15 protein-coding genes are annotated in these 15,194 nt (G+C 34.4%); 5 read left to right on the top strand and 10 right to left on the bottom strand.

Features of this window, described 5'->3' with window-relative positions; all coding sequences use genetic code 11:
- The first annotated feature begins 95 nt into the window (after positions 1-95).
- The 4 genes from AP058_RS09380 to AP058_RS09365 all read left to right on the top strand — a co-directional run bounded on the left by AP058_RS09380 (position 96) and on the right by AP058_RS09365 (position 4,809).
- Positions 96-2,285, top strand: a complete 2,190-nt coding sequence (locus AP058_RS09380; protein WP_066309698.1) for a glutamine synthetase III — start codon at positions 96-98, stop codon at positions 2,283-2,285.
- Between the two features lie 224 nt (positions 2,286-2,509).
- On the top strand, positions 2,510-3,688 hold the full coding sequence (locus tag AP058_RS09375) for an AIR synthase related protein (RefSeq protein ID WP_066309697.1): 1,179 nt from the start codon (positions 2,510-2,512) through the stop codon (positions 3,686-3,688).
- 174 nt (positions 3,689-3,862) lie between these two features.
- Positions 3,863-4,225: a hypothetical protein gene (locus AP058_RS09370; RefSeq protein ID WP_066309695.1), complete on the top strand. Its 363-nt coding sequence runs from the start codon at positions 3,863-3,865 to the stop codon at positions 4,223-4,225.
- 8 nt (positions 4,226-4,233) lie between these two features.
- The gene (locus tag AP058_RS09365; protein WP_066309690.1) at positions 4,234-4,809 is read left to right on the top strand and encodes a GNAT family N-acetyltransferase; all 576 of its coding nucleotides are present in this window, start codon (positions 4,234-4,236) and stop codon (positions 4,807-4,809) included.
- Positions 4,810-4,881: 72 nt separating this feature from the next.
- On the opposite strand, the gene AP058_RS09360 is transcribed toward AP058_RS09365, so the two are convergent.
- The 7 genes from AP058_RS09360 to AP058_RS09330 all read right to left on the bottom strand — a co-directional run bounded on the left by AP058_RS09360 (position 4,882) and on the right by AP058_RS09330 (position 11,380).
- Complete coding sequence (locus AP058_RS09360; RefSeq protein ID WP_066309688.1) at positions 4,882-5,319, bottom strand: PH domain-containing protein; 438 nt, start codon at positions 5,317-5,319, stop codon at positions 4,882-4,884.
- A gap of 122 nt (positions 5,320-5,441) precedes the next feature.
- Positions 5,442-6,818 carry an aldehyde dehydrogenase gene (locus AP058_RS09355; protein ID WP_066311087.1) on the bottom strand — a complete coding sequence of 459 codons (1,377 nt, stop codon included), beginning with the start codon at positions 6,816-6,818 and terminating at the stop codon, positions 5,442-5,444.
- Between the two features lie 22 nt (positions 6,819-6,840).
- Positions 6,841-7,647, bottom strand: coding sequence for an SDR family oxidoreductase (locus tag AP058_RS09350; RefSeq protein WP_066309686.1), 807 nt, complete (start codon positions 7,645-7,647; stop codon positions 6,841-6,843).
- Positions 7,648-7,736: 89 nt separating this feature from the next.
- The gene (locus AP058_RS09345) at positions 7,737-8,312 is read right to left on the bottom strand and encodes a Crp/Fnr family transcriptional regulator (RefSeq protein ID WP_157492670.1); all 576 of its coding nucleotides are present in this window, start codon (positions 8,310-8,312) and stop codon (positions 7,737-7,739) included.
- A gap of 294 nt (positions 8,313-8,606) precedes the next feature.
- Positions 8,607-9,557, bottom strand: coding sequence for a nitrilase family protein (locus AP058_RS09340; RefSeq protein WP_066309682.1), 951 nt, complete (start codon positions 9,555-9,557; stop codon positions 8,607-8,609).
- A gap of 197 nt (positions 9,558-9,754) precedes the next feature.
- Positions 9,755-10,471, bottom strand: a complete 717-nt coding sequence (locus AP058_RS09335) for a DUF3667 domain-containing protein (protein WP_066309676.1) — start codon at positions 10,469-10,471, stop codon at positions 9,755-9,757.
- A gap of 201 nt (positions 10,472-10,672) precedes the next feature.
- The gene (locus tag AP058_RS09330; RefSeq protein WP_066309673.1) at positions 10,673-11,380 is read right to left on the bottom strand and encodes a DUF6090 family protein; all 708 of its coding nucleotides are present in this window, start codon (positions 11,378-11,380) and stop codon (positions 10,673-10,675) included.
- A 319-nt stretch (positions 11,381-11,699) separates the two neighbouring features.
- On the opposite strand from AP058_RS09330, the gene AP058_RS09325 reads away from it, so the two are divergent.
- Positions 11,700-12,143, top strand: coding sequence for a hypothetical protein (locus tag AP058_RS09325; RefSeq protein ID WP_066309670.1), 444 nt, complete (start codon positions 11,700-11,702; stop codon positions 12,141-12,143).
- A gap of 63 nt (positions 12,144-12,206) precedes the next feature.
- On the opposite strand, the gene AP058_RS09320 is transcribed toward AP058_RS09325, so the two are convergent.
- The 3 genes from AP058_RS09320 to gldI are packed head-to-tail and all read right to left on the bottom strand — an operon-like array spanning position 12,207 to position 15,192.
- Positions 12,207-13,376: a peptidylprolyl isomerase gene (locus tag AP058_RS09320; RefSeq protein WP_066309669.1), complete on the bottom strand. Its 1,170-nt coding sequence runs from the start codon at positions 13,374-13,376 to the stop codon at positions 12,207-12,209.
- A gap of 26 nt (positions 13,377-13,402) precedes the next feature.
- On the bottom strand, positions 13,403-14,533 hold the full coding sequence (locus AP058_RS09315; protein ID WP_066309667.1) for a peptidylprolyl isomerase: 1,131 nt from the start codon (positions 14,531-14,533) through the stop codon (positions 13,403-13,405).
- A 17-nt stretch (positions 14,534-14,550) separates the two neighbouring features.
- Positions 14,551-15,192, bottom strand: coding sequence for a gliding motility-associated peptidyl-prolyl isomerase GldI (gldI, locus tag AP058_RS09310; protein ID WP_066309665.1), 642 nt, complete (start codon positions 15,190-15,192; stop codon positions 14,551-14,553).
- Positions 15,193-15,194 lie beyond the last annotated feature (2 nt).

Raw genomic sequence — 15,194 nt, 5'->3', positions numbered from 1 at the left:
TTTTGTAAGCGACCTATACCTCCATTTAAATGTATATTTATTCTTTATATTTGTAAAACTCGAAACTCGAGAAGTATTAATTAAAAAAATAAATAATGTCGACATTACGTTTTCAAGCACTAAGAGAAGCCTCAAATAGAACTCCTGTACAATTTGAGGAAATAGGAAAAAAATCGGAATTATTCGGCTCCAATGTCTTCAATGAGAAAACAATGAAACAGTATTTAACTTCAGATGCTTTTAAAGGAGTTAGAGATTCGATACGACACGGTAGTAAAATTGACCGAAAGTTAGCCGATTATATAGCAATGGGAATGAAAGAATGGGCGATGGCCAAAGGAGTAACCCATTATACGCACTGGTTTCAACCACTTACGGGAATCACTGCCGAAAAACACGATGCTTTTTTTGAAACTTTTTATGATGGATCAGATCCTGTAGAAAAATTTGGTGGCGCGCAATTGGTACAACAAGAACCAGATGCTTCTAGTTTCCCTAATGGTGGAATTAGAAATACATTTGAAGCAAGAGGTTATACGGCTTGGGATCCAACTTCGCCAGCATTTATTTTTGGAACTACCTTATGCATTCCAACTGTTTTTATTTCTTACACGGGAGAAGCTTTGGATAATAAAATTCCGCTATTGCGTGCTTTATCAGCAATAGATGATGCTGCTACTGAGGTGTGCAAATATTTTGATAAAAATGTAAAAAAAGTAACCGCAACTTTAGGTTGGGAACAAGAATATTTTTTAATTGATAAGTCACTAGCGCAAAGCCGTCCCGATTTAATGATGACAGGTCGAACGCTATTGGGTCATACTTCTGCCAAAGGACAACAATTAGACGATCACTATTTTGGCTCAATTCCAACGCGTGCTTTGACGTACATGAGAGATCTGGAGCAAGAATGTATGTTACTTGGAATTCCAGTAAAAACAAGACATAATGAAGTAGCGCCAAATCAATTTGAATTGGCTCCTATTTTTGAAGAAACCAACTTAGCAGTGGATCACAACTGTTTATTGATGGACATTATGCAAAAAATTGCCGAACGTCATGACTTAAAAGTGTTGTTTCACGAAAAGCCATTTAAAGGAGTAAACGGTTCTGGAAAACACAACAACTGGTCGTTAGCGACAGATACTGGTGTGAACTTGTTGAGTCCGAGCAAAACGCCGATGAGTAATTTGCAATTCTTGACTTTCTTTATCAATACTATTAAAGCGGTAAACGATCACGAAGCCTTACTAAGAGCAGCAATTGCAACGGCAAGTAACGACCACCGTTTGGGCGCTAATGAAGCGCCACCAGCTATTATATCAATATTTATTGGAGAACAACTGACGAAAGTATTGGCCGAGTTAGAAGGCGTAACAGACGGTAAATTATCGCCAGAAGAAAAAACCGACTTAAAACTGAATGTAGTTGGCAAAATTCCAGATGTATTACTAGATAATACGGATAGAAATAGAACATCATCTTTTGCATTTACAGGCAATAAGTTTGAGTTCAGAGCTGTTGGTTCTACTGCAAACTGCGCTACGTCAATGACTACGCTAAATGCGATTGTTGCCAAACAATTAAAAGAATTTAAAATTGCTGTCGATGCTTTGATTGATTCGAAGTCAATGAAAAAAGACGATGCTATTTTTAATGTGTTGCGAGAATACATTAAAAAGTCTAAAAAAATCCTTTTTGAAGGAGATGGTTACAGTGAAGCTTGGGAAATTGAAGCAGAAAAAAGAGGATTGAGCAATCACAAAACGACGCCAGAGGCACTAAAAGCAAGAGCATCACAGCAGGCAATTGACTTGTTTGGTGATCTTAAGATTATGAACCAAGTTGAGGTTGAAGCGCGTTACGAAATTGAATTGGAAGAATATACCAAGAAAATTCAGATCGAAGGCCGCGTTTTGGGTGACATGTCAAGAAATCATGTAATACCAACTGCGATTCGCTACCAAAATACAATCATCGAAAATGTACGCGGCTTAAAAGAGATTTTTGGTCAGGATTTTGAAAAGTATGCTAAGGAGCAAATTGAAATTATCAAAGAAATATCAGGACATATTGCTGCTATAAATTCTAAAGTAAATGCCATGACCGATGAGCGCAGAACCGCCAATCACTTGACTAATGCGCAAGAAATGGCAGAAGCCTATTGCAACAAAGTAAAACCGTACTTTGACGAAATTAGAAATCATTGTGACAAACTAGAACTCATTGTGGACAACGAAATTTGGACATTGACCAAATACAGAGAGTTGTTGTTTACCAAATAATAAATATTTGTTACTTACAATCAAAGCCTATTCTTAATTGAGTAGGCTTTTTTTTTTAGCTAATTTCCCCATTTCTGCTCAAATATTTATCTTGTCAATCAAAAACGTAGAAAGAATATCAAAATTCCAGTACTTATTTCATTTTTTTAGGATTCCAATCTCTTATTAAAGCCACATTTAAAAAATCTGGTTATCTTTGCACGAAAGCAACATACACTAATTTTATGAGTTCAGATACAAGCAAAAGGTACGCGCAAAGAGGCGTTTCGGCATCCAAAGAAGACGTACACAACGCCATAAAAAATATTGACAAAGGTTTATTTCCACAAGCATTTTGCAAAATCGTTCCCGATTATTTAACGCAAGATCAAGACTATTGCTTGATTATGCATGCCGACGGTGCTGGTACAAAATCGTCTTTAGCGTATATGTATTGGAAAGAAACTGGAGATATTTCAGTTTGGAAAGGTATCGCGCAAGACGCATTAATTATGAATATTGATGACTTATTGTGTGTGGGAGCAACCGATAATATTTTGCTTTCCTCAACTATTGGTAGAAACAAAAATTTAATTCCTGGCGAAGTACTTTCTGCAATTATAAATGGTACTGAAGAACTTATAAAAGAACTAGAATCTTTTGGCGTGACCATTCATTCTACAGGCGGAGAAACTGCCGATGTGGGTGATGTTGTGCGTACTATTATTGTCGATTCGACTGTAACGGCTCGCATGAAACGTTCTAAAGTTATCGATAATGCCAACATAAAAGCAGGCGATGTAATTGTTGGTTTGGCTTCTTTTGGCCAGGCAACTTACGAGAAAAGCTATAATGGCGGAATGGGGAGCAATGGCTTAACCTCTGCGCGTCACGACGTTTTTGGCAAATATTTAGCTACTAAATATCCAGAAAGTTTTGATGCTGCTGTTCCTGAAGAATTAATATATTCAGGCCAAGTAAAACTGACCGATTCAGTAGAAAATAGCCCGATTGATGCGGGACAATTAGTGCTTTCTCCAACGAGAACCTATGCGCCAATTATCAAGAAAATTTTAGACCAATATACTTCCGCTGACATTCACGGAATGGTGCATTGCAGTGGAGGTGCGCAAACAAAAATTTTGCATTTTGTAAATAATTTGCACATTATCAAAGACAATTTATTTCCGGTTCCACCTTTATTTAAACTGATCCAGGAGCAATCAAAAACAGATTGGAAAGAGATGTATCAAGTTTTTAACTGCGGACATCGTATGGAAATTTATGTTCCAGAAGCGGTTGCACAAGATATTATTGCCATTTCAAAATCATTCAATGTGGATGCTCAAATTGTCGGTAGAGTAGAGGCGGCAGATGCTAAAAAGTTGACCATTACAAGTGAATACGGTACTTTTGAGTATTAATTTAATAGCAAATATTTGGAGCTAATCCCGCTATTCGCTGTATCTTTTCCTGGCTAAAGAAGCCAGAAAAAGGATGCAGCTGCTATCGGGGCTAAAAAGTGTAATTTCATAGCATATTTAATTTTTATATTTCACATTTCTGTTTTCAATCTTAAATCTTTTAATTTAAATTATATGTACGAACTAGTTTTTTGGAAGTATTTAGAGGAAGTTTATTTAAACCACCAAGAAGTATACGAAGCAATTCTTGAAGACGAAGAAGTGCAAGGATTAGAAGAATTGCCAACACAAGTAATCCTTAATCGCTTGGCATCTGTTTTTTCAAAATGGGATAAAGTCGACGAAAACAGTTGGGAAAGCCCAAACGGTAAAGGTGCTTTTCAAGTACTTGCCACACCAACAAGCATCAAAATAGATTGCTACGGAACCGAAGGCAAAACAATGGATTTATTAGTAGATACGCTCGAAGAATTCAAATGTCCCTTATACGATCCTCAAGTTCCGCAACGATACGACGAGATGTACGAAGTAGAATAGTTTATATAATGGACTTTAATTTCAATAAAAACCATATTCTTGAAGATGCCGCTGTTTTACTGCGACCGCTTCAGGAATCCGATGCGGAGCACTTACTCGAAATTTCAGAGAATGAACCCGAAACTTGGACGTATTCTCAAGTTAAAGCCAACGGAAAGGAAAATTTAAGCAACTACATTAAAATTGCAGTTGAAGCTCGTAAAAGAAAAGAGCAATTTCCTTTTATAGTATTGGATAAGAAATCAGGACAATACGCCGGAAGCACTCGCTTTTACGATATTAATTTTCCACAAAAAACACTACAGTTGGGTTTTACTTGGTACGGAAGCGCATTTCGCGGAACCGGCCTAAACAAACATTGTAAATTTTTGCTACTTCAATTTGCTTTTGAAACCTTGCAGATGGAACGCGTCGAGTTTCGTGCTGATGCTAACAATGAACGAAGTATTGCCGCCATGAAAAGCATTGGTTGCACTGTCGAAGGTATCTTGCGAAGCACTATGTATACAGGGGAAGGAGAGTCACGAAGGGATTCAATAATCTTAAGCATTCTAAAAAAAGAATGGTTCGACTCCGTTAAGTAAAATTTAATGAAAAAGCTTTAAAGTAGCTCACAGTCAAAAAAAAATGGACTGTAATTATAGGGAGCTGGCTTTCTAATCTTTAGTTGTAGTGATTTTTATGTTTGTATTAATTTCTAATATTTTGTCGACAAACAGTTCATTGCTTTCAGGACTAATGTAAATTTCATCAAATTTCCCAAATTTTATAATTAATCCCTTTCTTGCTGTAGCTGGTTTTAAACCGGACCACAACGTTTTACCTTCTATTATTTCAGTAATTTCTGCAATCTTTATTTTTCCTCGTATCGGACCACTTTTATAATGTAGTTCACTTTCAGTCAGGACATAGTGCGTTACGTAATGCATCCAAAGTAATACTCCAATAACGAACAACATTATAATGTTAAATACAATGACGTCATTTGTATATTTTTCAAAGAATATTTTGTATAGTAAAAGTGCTAAAAGCAATGAACTTATGAGCAAAATAAAAAAGCGTATTTGTATATCAATTTTACTTCTAAATTTCATCTTTTTATATTTTTAACACTCTTCATGTCTCAGCATATTACGCGGTTACAGAATTTTAACTAGAATAGTTTCTGCAGTAAAAATATACTAAAATAAGCGAATTCCATTAGACTATAATCTCGTTAAATCATTTTCTTAATTAATTTAAAATATTTAAAAGGTACGTATTTAAAAGGTAAATCAATCCAAGTAGGTGTAGTTACAACTGCTCTTTTATTACTGAAAGCCAAGAAGCTTTCCTGCCCGTGGTATTTTCCTAGTCCGCTAGGACCTACGCCACCAAAAGGCAAATTGTGATTGCTAATATGCATTAGTGTATCATTAAGACAAGCGCCGCCTGAAGTTGTTTTTGCCAATACTTCCTTCGCATTTCTGTTTGTACCAAAATAGTAAAAAGCCAATGGCTTTTGATTTTTATTAATGTAGGCAATTGGGTCATCAATATGTTCGAAAGTCAGCACGGGTAATATTGGTCCAAATATTTCTTCTTTCATAATCAGAAAATCAGGCTTTACCTGATCAATAATTGTAGGAGCAATAAATTTTTCTTCTTCGTCAATCTCGCCGCCAGTGTGAATTTCCCCTTCGTTCAGCAAGTTCTTCAGTCGCTGCATAGCGCGTTGATTTACAATTCGCGGATAAAAACGACTTTCTTTAATGGTATTACCATACATTTCTTTTATATTCTTCGCAATTTTATCCAATAACTCATCCTTAATAGAGTGATGTGCAAAAAGATAATCTGGTGCAATACACGTTTGACCTGCGTTAATCAATTTTCCCCAAGCAATGCGCTTTGCGGCAACATCAATGTTTGCATCAGCATCAACAATACAAGGACTTTTGCCACCTAATTCCAATACAACAGGAGTTAAGTGAGCTGCTGCTGCTTTCATCACTACTTTTCCAACATTTGTACTTCCCGTAAAGAAAATGATATCAAAACGTTCGTTAAACAGAATTGTATTTGTCTCTCTTCCGCCTTGAACAACGGCAATATACTTTGAGTCAAAAGTTTCCTCAATCATTTCCTGCATTACTCTTGCAATTGTTGGTGCATCTGGAGATGGTTTTAAAATACTGCAACCACCAGCCGAGATTGAACCCACCAACGAATTAATTAACAACTGAAAAGGATAATTCCAAGGGGCTACAATAAGTGATAACCCAAGTGGTTCAAACATTACTTTACTCGAAGAAGGCCACAAGTGAATGGGCGTTGCAACTCTTTTAGGTTTTGCCCACTTTTTCAAATTTTTAATGTGATTGTCAATTTCTCCTGTTACAATACTAATCTCAGTTAAATAGGATTCTTCTGGTGATTTATGCAAATCTTCCCATAAGGCATCTTCAATTTTCTTCTGATTTTTATGAATAGCATTTTTGAGTTTGTGAAGCTGCGCTAACCTATATTCAGTGTCTTTTGTTTTGTTTGATGCGAAAAATGCCCTTTGATTTTCAATGTGCTGAATAATTTGATCTCTTGATGTATCTTGCATTACTTTGACTTTTTTGGTGTTACTACTTTGTGCGACCTGTAAAATGCTCCATTGTTTTGTAAATGCCAAGAACATCTCCTGCGAACCAATCAAATACATTTATAGACATTATTGCTTGACCTAAACGTGTAAATCTGTAAATATATCCAGGCATACTCAATATTTTTTTGTTTTTCTGAATGGCTCTTACAATTGTTAGTGCTGCTGCTTCAGGCTCAAGAATAGCAATCTTAGATTGTACACCATCAAACATTCCGGTATTGATATAGTACGGCATAATCGTGGTAACATGTACTTTTTTATTCAGCTGTTTCATCTCCAAACGCAAGCTATCCGACCAGCCAATGAGCGACCATTTGCTTGCAGCGTAAACAGACATTTTAGGATTTGAAACGAGTCCGCCAGAGGAAGCAATGTTACAGATATGTCCAGAATTTTGATTCAACATATCATCAAGAAAGGCCTTGGTGATAAACATGGGTGCATTTGCATTTATTTCCATTGTTTTTGCAATTTCTGACAAGGAATGTTCGCTAAAAAATTTACCTACAATTATTCCTGCGTTATTTATCACGACATCAACGATCCCAAGTTCTCGCTTCACTTTCAGGGCGGTTTCTTGTATTTGGTCCACGCTAGAAACATCTACCTTATTGCCAAAAACACTTCCTTTGGTCGAAAATTCGGATACGGTTTGATTAATGCTTTCTTGATTGATATCCCAAATTATAACTTTTGCTTTTCGTTCTAACAGTAGACGAACCATTATTTTACCAATACCCGATGCTCCTCCCGTAATTAAAACTGTTTTATTTTCTAATTTTTTCATCTTTGTATACTTTGATTGTTGCTACAATTACAAAGTTAAAAGACTAACTGTCCACCGACGATAACATATGTTATCAGTTGAGCGTATTGTTAAGCATTTTTTAATCGGCTGAGATGCACGGAGCTGATATTAAGATAAGAGGCAATGTAATGCTGAGGTATGCGTTGGAGAATGTCTGGGAATTGTGCAATTAGAGTATTATATCTTTCAATTGGACTTTGTGTGTACATCGCTTGAATTTTATCATTAAAGATAAAGAAGTATTCTTCTGCAAGTAATCTGCCCAATCTTTCTCCGTTTCTCAGACTCTTATACCCATCGTGCAACATTTTATGTGACATTAAAACAATGGTTGTGTCTTCCATTGCTTGAATGGAATAGTTGGAAGGTATTTTCTTTAAAAAACTTTGATAATCGGCAGAAAAAGTATTCTCAAAGGAGAAGTGAAACGTCTTTTCTTCTCCATCGTTATCTACAAAAAAAACTCTTAGCAGTCCGTTCACCACAAAAATAACCTCTTGACAAATAGCACCTTGGCGCAGGACTATTTCCTTTTTCTCGATTTCTTTTACGTAAAAATTAGAAGAATAAGAAATCCATTCTTCCTCGCTAATTTTGATATAATTTGAAATTAAGTTCTTTATACTCTCCAGCTTATTCTCCATTTTTAATTGATTCGATGCTTTTTTTATGGACACAATGTTTGTTAAAAGAAACGTAAGATACTAAAAAAGCACTTTCGACTCAGTCCAGTACTTCGCTAATTATAAACGGTGAAAATTCGTTTATAAAATTGCGTTAGATTCTTGACGCTTTGGTAAAGTGCGGCATCACGTCTTACTACTTTAGTGTTTTAAAGATTTTAACGCAGATTGTATTTTAACAAACAAAATATAATAAAAAGCGGTACTGCCACTAAACCTAAATCGCTCTAAACTAATTTTCTAGATTGACTTCTCTTACTCTTCAGCTGTGTTCTCTTGCATCCAAACTGGGGTTGTGTCCGATTTATGATCTCCGCCAATTATGTCTCTGTACAGTTCTGGTCTTCGGGCATTTTTATACCTCCAACCGCCGGAGAGTTGAATTTTCTCTTTTGTAATTTTTGAAATTGTAATGTCGTTATCAAAGGATTTTATTTCTGATAAAACTTCTCCATACGGATCAATTATCATAGAATTACCATTTTTCAGGTGTTCACCATCATAGCCAATCGGATTTGTAAATGCGTAATAAACGCCGTTATCGTAAGCTCTTGCTGGTAACCAACGCATTAACCAACGTCTGCCTTTTGGACCATCAAATTCCATTCGTAACGAAACAGGATCACTTTCTCGATTCTGCCAATATTTATCTGCTACATAATCCCGATGTGGCATTGCCGAAGGCGTACATCCTGTAACGTGAGGTGCGAAAATTAGTTCTGCTCCCAATAACGTTGTTGCTCTAACATTCTCAATTACATTATTGTCATAGCAAATTAAAATTCCGCATTTCCAGCCTAGTAGGTCAAATACGCAATAATCGTCTCCAGCAGACAAATATTTACTAATAAAAGGGTGTAGTTTTCGATATTTTGCAACCAATCCATCACCTGTTACGCAGATGTAAGTATTGTATAATTTGCCGTCTGATTTTTCGACCAAACCTGCCAAAATCGGAATATTCAATTCTTTAGAAATCGCAATCAGTTCCTGCGTACTTTTTCCGTTAGGAACTTCTTCTGCTAGATCTGTCAATTGCTCTACGCTTAAATCCTTTGTAAAAGTGTAAGCTGTAATAGACATTTCATGAAAGCTAATTACGTCAGCTCCTTTGGATTTGGCTTGTTCCGCAAGGTTTCTTATGATTGATAAATTATAGGTTTTATCTCCATCTTTAGGTTCAAATTGAGCTACTGCAATGTTCATTTGTTTTTTGCTTTTGAGTATTGGGTTCTTCTTTTGTTTTTTGAGATTTTATCGAATGTCTTGTTGTTTAGAAAGTGTGTGGTTTTTTTAGTGTATTATTTGCTGAAAAGTTAAAAGACAATCATAGAAGTAAATTATTTTCCAAATTTAATCTTGCAAAACGACTATTACTGGCAGTTTTTTTAATTTCTTTACTATTACTGTTTTATAAATATGTCTACAAATGCTCCGATAGCAAGCGCGAACAAAGTTGCACATATCATCCCTAAGAAATATGAAGCAAATGCTTTGAGATAATTACTAAATTTCTTTTCTTCAAAAAATTGTCCAATTGCCCAAATAATATATATTAATCCAATTATGCTTCCAAATTGCATCATGTTAATTGTAGTCAAACCTTCTAAAAATGAAGATAATGAAAAAATCAGCATTTGCATTCCCATAATAAAGCATAATAATATTAAAATTTCAAAAAAATTATAGCCATATCTTTTAAAGAAAATTTTTATCCAAAATGCAATAAAAATTCCTATAATTATATTTGCATATCCATAATGTGCTTGAACCCAATTAAAAATTTTATTTGTTGTTGATAATTTATCTCCGTCGAATTTTACGTAACCATCTTCGAGCTGAAAAAAGTGGTTTATAAGTGTATATATCAAAGAAGTTATTATTATAAATATTATTGGTTTTACAAGTCTAACTCTGTTTTCATTTATAAAGTGTCTAATATTTTCTCCTGGATTTAATAATAATTCTTTAATAGTGTATAAGATTCCTTTTTCGAAATGCAAAACGTGTTTAATTTCGTGTATTATATAAAGCCCGTCGATTCTTTTTAATTTTGTAGGTTCTCCGCAATCTGGACAAAATTTTGAATCTATCTCTATGTTGCAATTTTTACAATTCATTTATATTATTATATTTAAAATTTGTCAATTAATAGATTTTTAGTGTTTTAATTAAAAATCCACTAACATTTCGCTGCTTGGCGAGGTTGCGACTTCGAAACCGAGTATTTTCTGTTAAAGATAAATTTTCTTGCAAAAGTTAAACGTGATTTTACCACATATTTCGCCATTTATGCAAACCGCTGTTGTACGTTCGCTTTTTTATTTATTCATCTCTTTTTCAATTTCTTTAATAAGTTTAATTGCTTGTGGTTTTACATTTTGGTCATAAACTCTTATGTTATTTTTACCTATCGTGATAAGAAAAAACATTGTTTTTTTAAATTTTGGATCTGAATATAGTTCTGCATCTGACTTATCTGCACTTTCTATCATTTTGTCAAAACACTTGAACAGAAAATCATTATAAATTTTATCTACTTCATTAGTTGTCGGTGACCATTGTTGATAATAGGTTAATATTTTCTGTTTTAATATTTCGTCTTCAATGTAGCCAATTTTACCACTGGACTTAAAAGCTTCATAATTAGCATTATTTAGTTTTCGTCCTTGTGCATTAACAGGAAAATAAACTTTAGTACTAGATTTTTGTATACTGTCAAGTTGAAGAGGTGTAAGTGCTAAAAGTTTTTCATAACCAATATTTGTCTTCTCATATTCTCCTTTTACTTCATCCAAAATTTTAATATCATTTTGCAAATCACTTTTTAAATTACCAAGAAAAATAGAAACTTCTTTTTGTTGGTGGTTATGTTCATTCCAAGAATGTAGCCATATTGAAAGTGTTATCGCAAAAACGATTATTAAAATTTCAATAATTATTTCTGTTACTTTTTCTTTAATTGAATGGTCTTTGTTGCTCATAGCTGAATGTAATTTTTTTGTATGTTTTATTATTTCGTCTTGCATATTTTAGTTCTGTTATTTTATATGTTTATTATTTATTCTCTGTAGATTTAAAGTGAAGCACAACTTATAAGTAAGCACTAATTCAACATTTTAGTAGTGATTTAAAACTGTTTCACACTACTAAACGTGCTTTTATGCTTACGAATGTAATTCATTTATTTTAAAATTAACGCTCTTTATCGCACTTAAATTGTGACCTTGATTGTAAGTAAATGAATGAAGTATAGTATCATTTGCAACAACAGTAAACAAATGTTGCATAGTAATATGGAATTGCTAAAAAACTTTCCGAAATTTGCAATCTAAATAAATGGAGATTATGAAAATAAATTTAAAATCAGGTATTGATCAATTGGTTTTTGGAATGAAACAAAATGACGTCACTGCTGTTTTTGGCAAACCAGATAAAAATTATAAAGACGAAGATGACAATGTGATTTTTGTTTACAACAAACACAAAATGCGTTTGACTTTTTACGAAGAAGAAGAGTTGAAATTAGGATATATTGTAGCTTCTGGAGCTGATCTTGACTTATTTGGCTTTAAATTATTAGGCAGAAACATTAAAGATGTCAAAAAAGATTTAGAAACGAAACAGATCACCAAATTCACTCAAGAAGAGTTTGACACCTTCGAGAATTACTTTAACGATGAAAACTGGTTTATTTTGCAAACAGAATTCAATGAAATTGTAAAATTTGAAATTGGTGCGATCATCAACGGTAAAGACGAATTTGACTGGAAGTTTACTTCAAAAAAATAAAAATAAAAACCCGATAATTAATATTATCGGGTTTTTTTTACGTTTAGTCTGTTTCCAGAATAATTATTTTTTTGAGCCTGGTTGCTCTTTTGTAATTTCAATTTCAAATATTAAAGTGGCATTGGGCGGAATTACATCTCCTGCGCCACGCTCACCATAGCCTAAAGGAGCAGGAATATAAAAAATGCCTTTGTCTCCATAATTCATTAGTGCAAGTCCTTCGGTAAAACCAGGAATCATTCCGTCTTTTTTACCAACAGGAAAAGGAAATGCATTATAACCACCTTGAGCTGCACGATTCACATCATGCTTCCCATTTGCTGTAGCAACATTTTCCATACTACTGTCAAACAAAGTCCCATCTTCAAAATAACCGGCGTAATGAAAGTATAATGTTTCTCCAGCTACAGGTTTTCCAGCAGTTCCTTTAGTAACTATTTTATAAGTTAAGCCAGTTGCTGTGGTTGTTGCAGATTTTTTATTTTCGTCAAAATAAGCTTTTTTCGCAGCGCTTACCGGAGCGTATTTAATTTGATGCTCTTTCTCTTTTTCAAGTGCTAAAGCTGCTATTTGCTTTTTCTTTTCTTCTGCTAGTAACGCTTCTTTTTTCTCGTCTTCTGCTTTATTTTCGTAGTAGGCGATAAATACTTTGGCAGCATCAAACTTTTTGGCAGTAGAACCTTTTTTTACGATGGTAACTTTAGTAATGACATCATCCATTAAAATTTTATTTACTACATCCATACCTTGAATTACATGACCAAAAATCGTATGCTTATTGTTAAGCCAAGGCGTTTCTTTGTGCGTAATAAAAAATTGACTTCCGTTGGTTTTTGGACCTGAGTTCGCCATTGCTAAAACTCCGCCTGCATCAAACTTTAAGTCGTCGTTAAATTCATCTTTAAACGAATATCCTGGATCTCCTGAACCATTTCCTAACGGATCACCACCTTGAATCATAAAATCACTAATAACACGGTGAAATTTTAAACCATCAAAAAATGGAGTTCCTTTTAAATTTCCTTTTGATACATAAGGATTTTTTCCTTCTGCAAGTGAGACAAAATTGGCAACCGTTACTGGTGCTTTTTGATAGTCTAATTGCAATACAATATCACCTTTATTAGTCGCAATTGTAGCAAATATACCGTCTGTATCTGCAGCTTTTTTGGCAGTTTGAGCTTGAAGGTTTAGTAGTCCGATTAAGCTTAAAAGTAAAATTTTAAATTTCATGCTTTTGCATTTTATAGTTTAAACAATTATTGTTGCGGCATTTTCTCTAGCAACTCAATCTCAAAAATAATATTAGCATTGGGTGGAATTACTCCATTTCCTGCTCCAGTTACACCGTACGCCAAATGCGAAGGAATAAATAAAGTGGCTTTGTCTCCAAAAGACAATTGCTCAATTCCTTCAATAAAACCAGGAATCATTCCGTCTTTACGACCTGCTTCAAACGGAATCGCATTGTATTGTCCTGCTTGTGCTCTCGCTGGATCTAATTTTCCAAAGGATTCGGCTGCGCTTGCCATGCTAGTATCAAATAGAGTTCCATCTTCTAAAAAACCAGTGTAATCAATATAAATTTCTTGACCAGTTGTCGGTTTTTTTCCACTTCCCTTTTTGGTAATTACATATTCTAAACCCGAACGAGTTTTGATTGCTTTTGTTCTTAGTTCTGCTAGTGCACCTAATTTTTGTTCGATAACTGCCTTGTATTTTGCGCTGTATTCTTCTTTATTTTTAGCTTCTAATTCTTGCTGAACTTTTAACGCTTTTGACTCGTCTTTAAAGTAATCTCCAAACGTTTTTTCGGCATCAAATTTCTTAGCTGCTTCTCCGTTTCTAATAATAGTAACCGAAACAATATGATCTTCTTGTTTTACTAAATTAACAACTTCCATACCGTTTGCAACTACATGTCCAAAAACAGTATGTTTTCCTTCAAGCCAAGGCGTTGCTACGTGCGTGATAAAAAACTGTGAACTGTTTGTTGCTGGTCCATTATTGGCCATGGCTAGAACGCCACCGTTTTCAAAGTTTAAGTCGGTTATTTCATCTTTAAATTTGTAACCTGCATCTCCCGAACCAGTTCCTAACGGATCCCCAGTCTGAATCATAAAGTTTTCAATAACTCTGTGAAATTTTAAACCATTAAAAAAAGGCTTCTCTTTTAATTGTGGATGCGTAACAAATTCGTTCTTGCCTTCGGCTAAAGTGACAAAGTTTGCTACTGTAATTGGTGCTTTTTTATAATCTAATTCAACTATAATGTGGCCTTTATTGGTTTCAATATCAGCATATAATCCGTCGGGTAAATCACTGTGCTTGTCTTTGCAAGAATAAAACGCGGTAACTAGCAATAGTAGAGCGAATACTGTTTTTTTCATTTTAAAAGTATTGATTGTTAATTTAATGTGTCATTAATGGTAGCACTTGGTGCAGGTGTAATTGCTGGTTCTGTCGTTTCTTTTTTAACGCCAGTATATTTTTTGTAAGTAGCTTCAGAAACAAAATTGGTTAAAGTTACTGTGCACATTATAGGTTGGTTTATTCCTATTTTTTTATTGTCTCCATGATATCCGTAAGCGATGTGTGAAGGAAAAAGAAAATTAACTGTTTCTTTTTTATGCATTAACTTGATGGCATCACGCAATCCCATCATAATTTCTTGTTTGTCTACAAAATAAGTTTGCGGACGCAGTTCCAATTCAGAATAAATGATGTCTCCTTTTAAATTTTTGATTTCGTAAGTAAAAAAAGCAACATCTCCTCTTTTTGGAGTTAAGGTGTCGGTCGCATTTTTAACATCGTAATAGTACCAATATCCCTTTGTAGAAGCAATATATTCGATTTTAGGATTTTTTTTGATAATCGCTTTAATTTGATCTTCTTCGCTCGCGACTAGCTTTTTGTTTCGCTCTGCAGATTGTTTCATGAAACTGCCTGAGCTTCGAGAAATTGGCTTTCTGGCTGACTCATGTTGTTTGCAACTCGCTAACAAAAGCGCGACAGCAAAGAGCATTAAACTGATTTTTAAATAGTTCATTC

The organism is Flavobacterium sp. TAB 87, assembly GCF_001529295.1.
Lineage (GTDB): Bacteria > Bacteroidota > Bacteroidia > Flavobacteriales > Flavobacteriaceae > Flavobacterium.
The sequence above is the reverse complement of the archived record's forward strand: the minus strand, read 5'-3'. Positions and strand labels throughout refer to the sequence as shown.